General features: G+C 58.9%; 11 protein-coding genes. 8 read left to right on the top strand and 3 right to left on the bottom strand.

From position 1 onward, the window contains the following. Window positions 1-59: 59 nt before the first annotated feature. The 3 genes from cobS to cobU are packed head-to-tail and all read right to left on the bottom strand — an operon-like array spanning window position 60 to window position 2,257. Window positions 60-794, bottom strand: a complete 735-nt coding sequence (cobS, locus tag PAF17_RS16990) for an adenosylcobinamide-GDP ribazoletransferase (protein WP_271890291.1) — start codon at window positions 792-794, stop codon at window positions 60-62. Beyond that, complete coding sequence (cobT, locus tag PAF17_RS16985; RefSeq protein WP_271890290.1) at window positions 787-1,740, bottom strand: nicotinate-nucleotide--dimethylbenzimidazole phosphoribosyltransferase; 954 nt, start codon at window positions 1,738-1,740, stop codon at window positions 787-789. The genes cobS and cobT overlap by 8 nt, the downstream gene beginning before the upstream one ends. Further along, complete coding sequence (cobU, locus tag PAF17_RS16980; protein ID WP_271890289.1) at window positions 1,727-2,257, bottom strand: bifunctional adenosylcobinamide kinase/adenosylcobinamide-phosphate guanylyltransferase; 531 nt, start codon at window positions 2,255-2,257, stop codon at window positions 1,727-1,729. The genes cobT and cobU overlap by 14 nt, the downstream gene beginning before the upstream one ends. Before the next feature lie 131 nt (window positions 2,258-2,388). Between cobU and PAF17_RS16975 the strand changes: the two genes are divergently transcribed. The 8 genes from PAF17_RS16975 to PAF17_RS16940 all read left to right on the top strand — a co-directional run bounded on the left by PAF17_RS16975 (window position 2,389) and on the right by PAF17_RS16940 (window position 13,516). Further along, window positions 2,389-3,990 (top strand): peptide ABC transporter substrate-binding protein, encoded by a 1,602-nt coding sequence (locus PAF17_RS16975; protein WP_271890288.1) that lies wholly within the window; start codon window positions 2,389-2,391, stop codon window positions 3,988-3,990. A gap of 97 nt (window positions 3,991-4,087) precedes the next feature. Beyond that, on the top strand, window positions 4,088-5,011 hold the full coding sequence (gene oppB, locus PAF17_RS16970; protein WP_271890287.1) for an oligopeptide ABC transporter permease OppB: 924 nt from the start codon (window positions 4,088-4,090) through the stop codon (window positions 5,009-5,011). Between the two features lie 3 nt (window positions 5,012-5,014). Then, window positions 5,015-5,941, top strand: coding sequence for an ABC transporter permease subunit (locus PAF17_RS16965; RefSeq protein WP_271890286.1), 927 nt, complete (start codon window positions 5,015-5,017; stop codon window positions 5,939-5,941). 1 nt (window position 5,942) lies between these two features. Next, complete coding sequence (locus PAF17_RS16960; RefSeq protein ID WP_271890285.1) at window positions 5,943-7,046, top strand: oligopeptide/dipeptide ABC transporter ATP-binding protein; 1,104 nt, start codon at window positions 5,943-5,945, stop codon at window positions 7,044-7,046. Further along, window positions 7,039-8,064: an oligopeptide/dipeptide ABC transporter ATP-binding protein gene (locus PAF17_RS16955; RefSeq protein WP_271890284.1), complete on the top strand. Its 1,026-nt coding sequence runs from the start codon at window positions 7,039-7,041 to the stop codon at window positions 8,062-8,064. Before PAF17_RS16960 ends, PAF17_RS16955 begins: the two co-directional genes overlap by 8 nt. Window position 8,065: 1 nt before the next feature. After that, a complete protein-coding gene (locus PAF17_RS16950) occupies window positions 8,066-9,916 on the top strand; it encodes an ABC transporter ATP-binding protein (RefSeq protein ID WP_271890283.1) in 1,851 nt (616 codons plus the stop codon). 381 nt (window positions 9,917-10,297) lie between these two features. Beyond that, entirely contained in the window at window positions 10,298-11,320 is a 1,023-nt protein-coding gene (locus tag PAF17_RS16945) for a hypothetical protein (protein WP_271890282.1), read from the top strand. A 345-nt stretch (window positions 11,321-11,665) separates the two neighbouring features. Beyond that, entirely contained in the window at window positions 11,666-13,516 is a 1,851-nt protein-coding gene (locus tag PAF17_RS16940) for an ATP-dependent nuclease (RefSeq protein ID WP_334223671.1), read from the top strand. The last annotated feature ends 319 nt before the right edge of the window (window positions 13,517-13,835 follow it).

Here is a 13,835-nt window from a genome sequence, read left to right as displayed (position 1 = left end):
CCCCGGCAGAACATCTGAGTATCCACCTATGCGCGAAGCATGGATAGCGGTCAAGAAAATCAGCCGTTCGCCTGCCCCGCCAGGACCAGCGCAAAGGCGCAAAGCACCGCCGTTTCCACCAGAACCGATGCCGCGCCCAGCACATCCCCCGTCTGCCCCCCCAGCCAGACACGCGCCTGCCGGATCACCACGGCCAGCATCAACAACGCGGCGGTTGCGGCGGCTGCCAGACCGTCACCCGCAATCAGCAACCCAAGAAGCGCCAGCAAGGTCGCCAAAATCACCAGCCGCCATCCCGGCCGCCCTGCCCCCCAGCCCAGACCATCGGAACGCGCCGGCAACAACGCGGCCATGGTCAGGACGATGGCGGCTCGCCCACAGACCGCCGCCGCGACAAGCACAAGCGGATTGCCGATCGCCGCCAACGCCCCAAGGCGCAGGCCCGATGTCAGGATCAGCGCCATGACACCATAACTGCCAATGCGCGAATCACGCATGATGGCCAAACGCGCATCGCGATCCCGCCCACCGGCCGAATCCGCGAAATCGGCAAGCCCATCCTCGTGCAATGATCCGGTCAGCAGGACTGAAAGAGCCAAGGACATCGCCGCAAGCAACAATTCAGGCCCGTCGATCCACAGGGGCAGCCCTGCCAACAACCCAATCAGCGCCCCCACCAGCGGAAAGGCCCAGATGCTGTCACGGATCGCCAGCTCTTCTGTCGGCAGAAACCGCGCCAGCGGTAGCCGCGTCAGGAACACCGCGGCAAGAACAAACTGGTGCAGCCTAGCCAATGCCGGCCTCGGCAAAGGTGGCCATGCCGTTATGGCACGACAATGCGCCACGCAGGATCATCAAGGCCATCGCCGCGCCGCTGCCCTCGCCCAGCCGCATGTCAAGCGACAGGATCGGAGTCATTGCTAGCGCGGCAACCAGCCGCTGATGCCCCGGCTCGGCGCTTTCATGTCCCAACAGGCAATGTGCCAGCGCATCGGGATCGTCGCGCGTCAGCACCGCCGCCGCTGCGCAGCAGATGAAGCCATCCAGAATGACGGGAATACCCAATTCGCGCGCACGCAGGATCGCCCCACAGATTGCGGCCTGTTCCCGTCCGCCAAAGGCCGCAAGCGTATCGGCACCGTTCCCTGGCTGATGCCGGGCCAGACCATCGGCAACCGCCTGCCGTTTGCGCGACATCATGTCACCCTGTGCCCCGGTACCCGGTCCGACCCAATCATCCGGCCCACCGCCATAGACCGAAGCCGCCAAAGCAGCCGCCACCGTCGAGTTTCCAATACCCATTTCACCAAGCAGGATCAGGTCGCTATCCGCGCTGACCGCCTCGGCACCGCGATGCATCGCTTCCTGAACCTCTTGGGCGGTCATCGCGCATTCACGGGTGAAATCGCGCGTCGGTCGATCCAGCTCCAGCGGCACGACATCCAGATCGGCCCAGGCCACCTTGCATATCTGGTTGATCGCGGCACCACCGGTGCGGAAATTCTGCACCATCTGCGCGGTGACGCTTTGAGGAAAGGGGTTCACGGCCTGCGCTACAACCCCATGATTTCCCGCGAAAATCACCGCCTGAACACGATCCAGCCGGGGGCGCGCGCGCCCTTGCCAACCGGCCAGAAACACGACCATATCCTCTAGCCTTCCCAATGAACCCTCCGGTTTGGTCAGGCTGTTCTGTCGTGCGCGCGCTGCTTCTGCGGCGGCGTGATCAAAGGATCTCATCAATATTCTCTCGTGTCGGTTTCAACCTGAGGGGTTGGCCGCTGACCGCCATCCACACCTCTTGCGCGATATCTGCGACCGCCTGATTCATCCAGCCATGCCGATCACGAAATTCACGCGCCATTGCATTATCGGGCACGATTCCCAGCCCCAGTTCGTTGGTAACCAGAACAACAGGACAGGATTGCTGACGCAACGTCGCAACTAGCCGTGGAACATCAGCGGCCCCACCGCAATTGGCCAACCAAAGCGTCAGGCAATCAACCATCCTCACGGCACCGGTATCGGTGTTACGCAAGGCCCCGCACAGGTCTTTGGGTTCCTCGATACAACGCCATCCATCGCCGCGACGCCGTTGATGTTGCGCAATTCTTTCGCGCATCTCGTCGTCACGCGCCTCGGCCGTGGCGATATAGGTCCAGGGCGCGGGGTAGCGCGCCACCAACCGTTCGGCGATGGCTGATTTACCGGATCGCGCGCCTCCGGTTACCAGAATGATCCGTCCAGATTCTGTCATCGTTCATATCTGTTCCATACCACTCGCAAGGATGGAAGCGGCAAATCTGCTTTACCCTCGCCATCACATAGCTAGTCTTTGCGCATTCAGGTGCAATCAAGACACCGCCATACAATCAGGAGGAGGCTTTGATGACGAAGCTGTTTGCGACAACTGCGCTGTTGGCCGCCATGACGTTGCCGGCCTATGCCGTCCAACCCGCAGAGGGTGAGACCCTTGCAGAAAATCAGACCTACAATTTCTGGCTGCTCGATGCGATCAAGTCGCTGGACCCGGCCAAGAATACCGATGTCGAAGGTTCGGACGTTCTGCGTTCGCTGTTCGAGGGCCTGATGAACGAAGACGCTGCCGGTGCGATGATCCCCGGCATCGCATCGAGCTTCGAGGAAAGCGACGACAAGCTGACCTACACCTTTCACCTGCGCGATGCGAAATGGTCCAATGGCGATCCGGTTACCGCCGCCGATTTCGTCTATGCCTGGCAACGCGTGGTAAACCCTGACACCGCGTCGGAATACGCCTGGTTCATCGAGCTGATGAATGTCGTGAATGCCACCGAAATCGTCAAAGGAGAGGCTGCCCCGGAAGACCTTGGCGTCAAGGCCATCGACGACAAGACGCTGGAGGTCACGCTGACGACGCCGACCCCCTATTTCATCAAGACGCTGTCGCATGCCACCACCTATCCCGTACCGCAGAAGGTGATCGAGGAACATGGCGACGCCTGGACCCAGCCCGGCAATCTGGTGGGGAACGGCGCCTTTGTCCTGACCGGGCACAACCTGGGCGTCGACATCACGATGGAAAAGAACCCCCAATACTGGGACGCCGAAAATGTCGTGATGCAGACCGTCAAGGGCATCACCGTCAATGACAACAATGTCGCGCTGACCCGCTATCAGGCAGGTGAGCTGGACCGCGTGGACATTCCCGCCGGCCAGTATCCGCGCCTGTCGCAAGAAGCGCCGGACGAGGCGATCTCGATCCCCTATGCCTGTTCCTATGCCTATGTCTATAACGTCTCGGACAAAGGCCCCGAGGCATTGAAGGATGTGCGCGTACGCGAGGCGCTTTCTCTGGCGCTGAACCGCGAAATTCTGGTCAACAACGTGCTGCAAGGCGGCCAGCGGCCTTCGACAACCTGGACCCATTGGGCCATCGAAGGTTTCGAGCAGCCGGAAACCGAGCTGGCGACCCTGTCACAAGAGGAAAAGACCACACGCGCCAAGGAATTGCTGACCGAGGCCGGCTATGGTCCCGACAACCCGATCTCGTTGACGCTGCAATACAACACCGATGAGAACCACAAGAAGCTGGCCATCGCGGCACAGCAGTTCTGGAAACCGCTTGGCGTCAACATCACGCTGAACAATGTCGAATGGAAGGTGCATACCGACCGGATGCAGAATCAGGATTTCGACATCGCCCGCTATGCTTGGTGCGCGGACTATAACGAAGCTTCGACCTTCCTCGATTGGTTCCGCACCGACGGCTATAATAGCGGCAAATGGTCGAACGCCGAATATGATCAGCTGATGGCCGATTCAAAAACCGCCGAAGATACCGGACCGCTTTACAAGCGCGCCGAAGAAATCCTGGCCGAAGAAGTGCCCGCCGTCTTCGTCTATCACTATTCGACCGTCGACATGATCAGCCCCGAGATCAAGGGCTTGCCGACCGAAAACGTGCTGAACACCTGGTATGCAAAGGACCTCTATCGCCTGGCCGACTGATCGCGACCCGATCAATCACCATGCCGGGAGGGGGATTGCCCCCTTCCGGTTTTGCGTCATAGACGCTTAACTTTCCTTTGCAGGGAGGCTGCACGCGATGTTCGCATATATCATGCGGCGCTTGGCGGTGGCGGTACCCACGCTACTGTTGCTGATCGTCTTTTCCTTCATCCTGATGCATCTGGCACCGGGCGGGCCGTTCACGCAGGAACGCGAATTGCCGCCGCAGGTTCTGGCCAATCTGAACGCCAAATACGGGCTGGACGACCCGCTTTGGAAACAGATCATCAACTATATCTGGGGCATCGTCGCGCATTTCGATTTCGGGCCCAGCTTTGTCTATCCCGACCGCAGCGTGAACGAACTGATCGCCGCAGGCTTTCCGGTGACGCTGACCTATGGCTCGCTGGCCTTCGTGGCGGCGGTGGCAATGGGGGTCGGTCTGGGCGTGGTTGCCGCGATCTGGCACAACAGCTTTCTTGACTATCTGGCGGTCGGCATCTCGATCGGCGCGCAGGTTCTGCCGAATTTCGTGATGGCGCCGATCCTCGTGCTGATCTTCACGCTGTGGTACGGGCTTTTGCCCGGCGGCGGCTGGTCGTTCAACGATCCCAGCTTCTGGATCATGCCGGTGATCGCGCTTGGCACCAGCTACATGGCCTCGATCGCGCGGATCACGCGCTCGGCCATGCTGGAGGTTCTGGGCAGCAACCATATCCGCACCGCCCGCGCCAAGGGGATGCCGGAACATCGCGTCATCCTGCGCCATGCGCTGAAACCCGCGATGCTGCCGGTGATCAGCTATCTGGGTCCGGTTTTCGTGTCGATGATCACCGGATCGGTCGTGATCGACATCTATTTCTCGACCGGGGGGATCGGAAAGGCCTTTGTGGATTCGGCCCTGAACCGGGATTATGCGGTGATGATGGGCGTGACCATTCTGGTCGGTGCGCTGACCATCCTGTTCAACCTTATCGTCGATGTGCTTTACGCGTGGATCGACCCGAAGATCAGGTACTGAGCCATGGTCATTCAGCAAGACAAGATGCAATCCCTTGCCGCCCGCATGGCGCAGGACGAGGTGAAGGGCCGCAGCCCCTGGGCCGATGCGCGCAAGCGGTTCTTCCGCAACAAGGCCGCGATGACCGGCCTGATCATCCTGATCGCGGTGGCGCTGTTCGCGCTGCTGGGCGGGTATTTCGCGCAATGGTCGAACGAGGATCTGGACTTTGCCGTCATGGGACAGGTCGCCACCATGGGCGCCCCCTCGCTGGAAAACGGGCATTATTTCGGCACCGATGATCTGGGCCGCGATCTGTTTGCCCGCACCGTTCAGGGCACCCAGATCAGCCTGATGGTCGGCATCGTCGGCGCGGCCATCGCCGTGATCGTCGGCACGCTTTACGGCGCGACCGCGGGCTATGTCGGCGGGCGCACCGATCAGATCATGATGCGGGCCGTCGATATCCTGATGTCGATCCCCTACATGTTCGTGCTGATCCTGCTTCTGGTGATGTTCGGACGCTCGATCGCGATGCTGTTTCTGGGCATCGGGCTGATTTCCTGGTTGGACATGAGCCGCATCGTGCGTGGTCAGACCCTGTCCCTGAAGAACCGCGAATTCATCGAGGCCGCACGCGCGACCGGCGTTCCGTCATGGAAGATCATCCTGCGCCATATCGTGCCGAACCTTCTGGGCGTGGTGGCGGTCTATGCCACGCTGCTGGTGCCGCTGATGATCCTGACCGAAAGCTTCATCAGCTTTCTTGGACTTGGGGTGCAGGAACCGCTGACCAGTTGGGGTGCGCTGATTTCGGAAGGTGCGGGCACCATGAACTATGGCACATTGTGGCAGCTGGCCTTCCCGCTGTTCTTCTTTGTCATCACGCTGTTCGGCTTTTTCTTCGTGGGCGATGGCCTGCGCGACGCACTTGACCCGAAGGATCGTTGATATGGCCCTGCTGGAAATAGACAATCTGTCCGTCCGCTTTGCCACCAATGACGGCGAGGTGCAGGCCGTCAATCAGGTGAACCTGTCGGTCGATCCGGGCGAAACGCTTGGCATCGTTGGCGAATCCGGGTCGGGCAAATCGCAGCTGTCCTTCGCGCTGATGGGGCTTCTGGCCAAGAACGGTCGCGCCAGCGGCAGCGTGCGCTTTGACGGGCAGGAAATCCTGAATGCCCCGCCCAGGGTCCTGAACAGGATCCGCGCGGAAAAGATCGCGATGATCTTTCAGGACCCGATGACCTCGCTGAACCCTTACATGCGGGTCTCGGACCAGATGGCCGAGGTGCTGACCCTGCATAAGGGCATGTCCAAACGGCAGGCCGTCGCCGAGGCGGTGCAGATGCTGGACGCGGTCAAGATCCCCGATGCAAGGGGGCGCGTGCGGCTGTATCCGCATGAATTTTCGGGCGGCATGCGTCAGCGGGTGATGATCGCGATGGCGCTGCTGTGCCGTCCGCAACTGCTGATCGCGGATGAGCCGACGACCGCGCTGGATGTCACGGTGCAGGCCCAGATCATGACGCTGCTGGCCGATCTGCAACGCGAATTCGGCATGGCCATGATCCTGATCACCCATGATCTGGGTGTCGTGGCCGGGTCCTGCGAACGGGTGGCGGTCATGTATGGCGGCCGTATTCGCGAAACCGGGCCGGTCGGTCCGCTGTTTGCCGAACCCGCGCATCCCTATACGCAGGGTCTGCTGCACGCGATCCCGCGCATCGACCAACAGGGCGAGGAACTGGCCGCGATCCCCGGATCGCCGCCCAACATGACCCATCCGCCCGCAGGCTGCGCCTTTGCGCCGCGCTGCCCCTATCGCCGCGGGGGCTGCGACGATCAGCGCCCGCCGCTGGAAGGCTTCGCGCCAGACCGCGCGCGTGCCTGTTTCGCGCCCCTGGCCGATGTGCTGGCGGGCCGCGAAACCGTGCGCGTCGCGGATCTGGATGCCGCCCTTGGCGATCAACAGGACGACCAGCTCATGCCCGAAGCCGCCGTCGCAGGCGCCGGCATGGCGGCCGCCCCCAGCAAGGTGGACACACATGACTAAGCCCCTGCTTGATGTGCGCGATCTGCGCGTGACCTTTCAGATCCGTCGCGAAGGCGCGATGCCCTGGACCGCGCCCACGCCGCTGCATGCGGTGGGCGGCGTCGATTTCAGCCTGAATCCCGGCGAGACGCTGGGTGTCGTGGGCGAATCCGGCTGCGGGAAATCCACGTTGGCACGGGCGCTGATCGGTCTGGTTCCGGCGACGGGCCGGGCCGAATGGATCGACGGCAAGGATCTGGTCGCGATGACCCCGCGCCAGATGATGCGCTATCGCAGCGATATCCAGATGGTGTTTCAGGACCCTCTGGCCAGCCTGAACCCGCGCATGACCGTGGGCCAGATCATCGCCGAGCCGCTGAAGACCCATCGCCCCGGCCTGTCCTCGGCCGAGGTCAAGACCCGCGTCAAGGCGATGATGGAAAAGGTCGGGCTGCTGCCCAACCAGATCAACCGCTATCCCCATGAATTCAGCGGCGGGCAATGTCAGCGCATCGGCATCGCCCGCGCCCTGATCGTCGAGCCGAAGCTGATCATCTGCGACGAACCCGTCAGCGCGCTGGATGTGTCGATCCAGGCGCAGGTGATCAATCTGCTGATCCGGTTGCAGAAGGAACTGGGGCTGGCCCTTGTCTTCATCGCCCACGACCTGTCGGTGGTCAAACATATCAGCGACCGGGTGATGGTCCTGTATCTGGGCAAGGTCATGGAAATCGGCAGTTCGGACGATCTGTTCGCCGATCCCCAGCACCCCTACACGCAGGCGCTGTTGTCGGCGGTGCCGGTGCCCGATCCGGACCATGACGTTGCGGGCTCGGTCGTGCCGCTGTCGGGCGATCTGCCGTCGCCGATGAACCCGCCATCGGGTTGCGTCTTTCGCACAAGGTGCCCCCGCGCGCAGGCCGCCTGCGCCGAACAGGTGCCCGCGCTGATGGGTCAGGATCACCGGACCGCGTGCCATTTCCCCGGCCCCCTGACCGAGGAAGAGATCGCGCGCGCCCGCAAGACCGAGGCCGCCTGACATGGCCGCGCCCGTCGGCGGAACCAGCTATCGGGCGCGGTGGGCGGCGCTGAAGAACATCCCGCCCTTTCTGCGCATGGTCTGGCAGGCCAGCCCCGCCCTGACCGTCGCCATGATCCTGCTGCGGCTGATCCGCGCCCTGCTGCCGATTTCGATGCTGTGGCTGGGCAAGCTGATCATCGACGAGGTCGTTCGCCTGCTGGCCCTGCCCGACACGCTGCAAACGCTGATCGCGTGGTGGCAATCGGGGCTGGCCGACCATCTGATCCTGCTGATGCTGGCGGAGCTGGGGCTGGCGCTGGCCTCGGACATTTTCGGGCGGCTGGTCAGCTATGCCGACACCCTGTTGCAGGAACGGCTGGTGATTTCGCTGTCGATGCGGCTGATGGACCACGCCGCCGATCTGGACCTTGCCAGTTTCGAGGATGCGGGCTTTCAGGACCGGCTGGACCGCGCCCGCCGTCAGACGATGGGGCGGATCCCCTTGGTCGGGCAGATCATGCAGCAATTGCAGGACGGCGTCACCGTCGCCAGCTTTGCCGCCGGTCTGATCGCCTATAACCCATGGCTGGTCCTGCTGCTGGCGGTCGCGCTGATCCCGACGCTGATCGGGCAGATGCATTTCAACGCGGCACTTTACGACATGAACTGGCGGCGCGCGCCCGAACGGCGGCAACGCGACTATCTGCGCATGATCGGCGCCACGACTGAGACCGCGAAAGAGGTCAAGATCTTTGGCCTGAACCGGTTCCTGCGCGACCGCTATCTGGACCTGGCCGAGCGTTTCTACGCCGAGAACCGCGCCATCAATCGCCGCCAGCTGATCACGCTGGCGCTGCTGACCGGGATCGGCACGATCTGCTATTATGGCGCCTATCTGTGGATCATCGGATCGACCCTGACCGGGCAATTGTCGATCGGCGATCTGACCTTCCTCTCCGGCAGTTTTCTGCGGATGCGCGGACTGATCGAGGGCCTGCTGTCGTCCTTTTCCAGCATGGCAGGACAGGCGATGTATCTGGACGACCTGTACCGCTTTTTCGACGAGGAACCGGCCATCGCCTCGCCCGCGCGGCCCCTGCCCGTCCCGACCCCGATCCGGAAGGGGCTCAGCTTTCACGATGTCGGATTCCGCTATCCAGGTTCCGACCGTTGGGCGGTGCGCGGCCTGTCCTTTCACCTTGGCGCCGGCGAAAGCGTTGCGCTGGTGGGCGAAAACGGCGCGGGCAAGACAACGATCGTGAAACTGCTGGGCCGCCTTTACGACCCGACCGAAGGGCGCATCCTGCTGGATGGGCGCGACCTGCGCGATTACGATCTGGATCAGCTGCGCGCCACCATCGGCATCGTGTTTCAGGATTTCGTCCGCTACGCCATGACCGCCGCCGACAATATCGCCACCGGCCGGATCGAGGCACGCGCGGACCGGTCGCGCATCACCGCCGCCGCCGAACGCGCCATGGCCGATCAGGTGATCGCCAAACTGCCCGAGGGCTATGACCAGATGGTCGGCAAGCGTTTCGCCCGCGGGGTCGAGCTGTCAGGCGGTGAATGGCAGAAACTGGCGATTGCGCGGGCCTATATGCGCGACGCTCAGTTGCTGGTCCTGGACGAACCCACCGCCGCGCTGGATGCACGCGCCGAATACGAAGTGTTCCAGCGGTTCAAAGAGCTTTCCAGCGGACGCAGCGCATTGTTGATTTCACACCGTTTCAGCAGCGTCCGCATGGCCGATCGGATCATCGTGCTTGGAAATGGCCGGGTCGAAGCCAGTGGCACTCATGATCAGCTTGTAGAGCAGAACGGACAGTATCGAGAGCTTTTCGAACTGCAAGCCCAAGGCTATCGCTAGGTCAAGCACGCCTCCTGATGCTGCATATGATAATGGTACCCGAGGCCGGACTCGAACCGGCATGCCTTGCGGCGGCGGATTTTGAATTCTGACGAAACCGATGCAGATCAACGCCATGCACGAATTTCATCCCACAGACATACAATGAACAAGACGTGAATGTGGGAAACAGCGCCGCTGGCACAAACACGACGATTGGTTTTGTCCTGCGCCCGCTGCCTCGCAGAAGCTTGCCACGAAACAGCGTTTCCATAGAGCCTCGGCCCGAACCATCCTTTGCAACAAGCGGCTCTGCCACATTGCGGCGGCATCAAAGTTGACATTCCTTGAGGGTTATCCGAGCTATCCGGGATGTCACCACCTAGTTCTTGAGTAAAATCAATGATCCTTTACAAGACGATCGCACTAAAGTTTGGACACCACCTCGAAAATGAAGTGCCGGTGGGTATGCATGACGCCGATGGGCAGCGGGTCTCATCAAACGAAATTCGCCAGCACTGGAAAGGAGTTCTTAGCGACCTCTCCTCGGCGAGGATCTATTTGCTGGACCACAACGCAGCGAATTATCTCGACTCGTTGAGAATGGATATCCAGGGCATGCCCTGGCAGGATCATCCTGAGTCCGTCATTCAAGACTATGTACGCGATATCGAACTTCCGCGAGAGCTCATTTGGATCGAGTATGACGACCGCCAACTGTGGGAAAACCGTTCCGCTCGAGGAATAACGACCCTCGAAGAGAGGGAGCTGAGCAACCGGCATCAGCGAGGGTTCCTCTTTGATAATCGTTCTTCTGAAAAACTGAGTGTGCGTCTTTTCTCTGCAATTGCGGACAACATCTTCATTGATGCGCCCTTTGTGCTGGAGATATCAAAATCGCAAGATGGTCGACCCGACTTTAGTAACACCAGTTGGAAACCTCAGCGGACCGTGCTTGCGGGGCTTATGAGGGCCGGACTGTTGCCCGATGAAAGTTCATTGAGAGAATTTTTCGAGGAACACAAAGGTCACCTCACGTACGAGATGGTAATCGGGTTCATGCTCTTCGCTGCCTTCGCTGCGCGGGAGGACGACTTGATGTCGAACGAGGTGGCGAGCCTCTCGACATCACAGGCAAAGTCAGCGCGGAAGTTTGGCAAGGCTTGGATGACCGAAGTGCTCAAGTCTCACGTGACCATTCGAATTGGACCGGCCGGTGAGCGACACTTGGTAGAGCAAAAGGCCAGGCTTCGCTTTGAGAAAGCACAGGCCGCGAGCCGAGCTGCGCCCACTGAACATTGGGTAGCCGAGCATGAAAGACTTTACGCGGACGGGAAAGTGGTACGGGTCCGGGCGCATAAGCGAGGACGACCAGCAAGTAGAGATTTACCCGCTCGAGTCGTTGGTCCGAGAATTGAGGGATAATTTTCTTACAATCATTCTCGAGGGGCCACAAAGCTGTTCAGCCCGATTGTGGCGGCCCATGGCCGCCGTTCAGACCCGGCGCGGCAAGGGTCCGTTTCGAGGCTAGCTGACCATCGCTCTCCGCCGGCTATTTGCACTTGAAGCGAGGCGTTCATCGACGCGCCCGGCCCAGGCTCGCCATCCGTGCCGGGTGCGGCAGATGGCCGGTGTCTGTCCTTTCGCGACATTCCTGACCAGCGCAGCACCGAGATCAGGGCCGACACGAAGGGGAACAGGTGGACCTGCGGAACGGAGGGCACTGTGGAGGAGCATCCATGGCTGCGCAACCCTACAAGCAGGCAGGAGATGCCTCACAGTTCCAGCAGTATGATAGTCGGAGCGTGTCTGGCACACCATAAATACGACCCTGCATTGACAGTGCACTTAAGGGCCAGCAATTTGAACCAATCTCGGGCGTTGTTTACCCGTCTAGCTTGCAGAACAAGGACGATAAGTTTGCGAATTACGAACGTTGCCGCGAAAAACTTCCGCACACTTCAGGATTTTTCCATTGACTTTAATCACAACTATTGCGCGATTTCCGGACGCAATAACTGTGGGAAGTCTTCAATACTAAGAATCATTCAGCATTTTTTGGTGAAAGGAAGTGACGACCCGTTCTTCATGTTCGATGAAGGTGAAATCGACTTCGCGAGCGACAAGACAAAATGGGTCTCGAATAACGATGATGGAATCGAAGTCTCCATCTCAATTGAGGTGCTTGAGCACGAAGACTCCGAAGTATTTTTCGTAATTAAATCATACATCGGAGATAAGGCGGCTGGCAGCGCATACACATTAAAATTTACCCATCAATTTATAGATGAAGCTACCACAAACCTTGTTTGTCAGATAAACGACAAAACAGTTGCGGATCGTATTGGTAGCGAAATACTAAAGAAAATACGAAGCACCAACTCCATTATCTTTCATAACTCTGTGATGCCTGGAAGGTCTTTCTACTTTGGCGGACAAAGGGTGCTCGAAGTTGTCGAGGCTCACTTTTCAGCTGAAGATAGAAGCAAAATCTCTAGCGCTCAAACAACGTTACAGAGGAGAATAAAAGCTGCAACGAAGCAGCACAAAAGTGAAATAGATAAGTTGCTTGGGAGATTAAAAGATAAATATCAGGTAGAACTTGCGACGGTCGATAGAGGGAAGCCTTCATCTTATAGCCTAGAAGTGAAGTTGCTTGATAAAAGTGTTGATGTTCCGTTGAAGGACTGGGGCGCTGGAACACAAAATAGGACTCGGCTTCTCATGACGCTCCTGGAAGCAATCAGAAAGAAAAGCCACACGGATGATCAAGAAAGGCTAACGCCTGTTCTCCTCGTAGAGGAGCCTGAGAGCTTTTTGCACCCGTCAGCTCAAAGCGATTTTGGGCAAGTGTTGGCAGGGTTGGCCGATGAGCATGACATTCAGATTATCGCCACTACGCACAGCCCTTACCTTCTGAATATGAAGGAGCCATTGGCAAACACATTGCTCGACAGGAAGACTTTCCGAGGGGCGCTAAAGGAGACTGTACGCGTGTCTACTGATGGTGAAAAGTGGATGCTTCCGTTCTCGAAGATATTGGGTGTTGTTCCGGAAGAATTCCAAGAGTGGTCTCAGATATTCAGTGCCGGAACCGGCCAAGTAGTATTGGTGGAGGGAGACATAGATGTCGAGTACTTTGCATACTTCAAAGATAAACATGCAGACATCTACAAAATTGGAGAAGATGTCGAGATTCTTCCCTATAATGGAAAAGATGCCCTAAAAAACACGCAAATTCTCAAGTTTATGATAGGCAGAATGGAAAGAGCGTTTATCACATTTGATTTGGATGCTAAGGGTGAGGTTCAGAAAAAACTTGAAGCTTTGGAGCTTGTCGAAGGAAGAGACTTCTGCGCGATCGGAGAAGATTCCCCGGGTGGTAGATGTATAGAAGGGCTGCTCCCTAAATCCATAAAATCAAAGGTTTATGCTGATAACGCGGATCTTGTTCAGGCTATGGGGTCTGTCGTTTCTAAAGAAAAGAATGATGCGCGGAACGATTTAAAAGCCAAGCTACTTGAGGCCACGAAAAGCTCTGGATTGCTCAGCAAGGATTTTCCTCATTTCAAAAAATTATTCGACCAGATACATAAGGGACTTTTTAGTGTGGATGCCTGATCCACATCTATTTCGGGAGGTCCACTTCGTGCACATCACGGTCATTCGTCTAGGACGCAGCGAATGACCGCTCCCCGCCCTTGATCGCTTCATCGAAGAAACGGCTTCCCGAATTTGCGTGATTGCCCCGATGATCTCCAAGATATTCATCACTTATCTCTCCCGTAGCTGTTTTCGGGACCGGTCGATGCGAGCGTAGCACTGAATAGCCCCGCGTTTCCTAGACGCCTTCGGGTCTCGGTTTCCGCTGCCGTTCGAACTCTACGGGCGACAGCATCCCGTTTCTCGCATGCTTGCGCTTCGGATTGTAGAACATCTC

The sequence above is a fragment of the Paracoccus onchidii genome, from assembly GCF_028294535.1.
GTDB lineage: Bacteria > Pseudomonadota > Alphaproteobacteria > Rhodobacterales > Rhodobacteraceae > Paracoccus > Paracoccus onchidii.
This window is presented reverse-complemented; position numbering and strand designations above follow the sequence as displayed.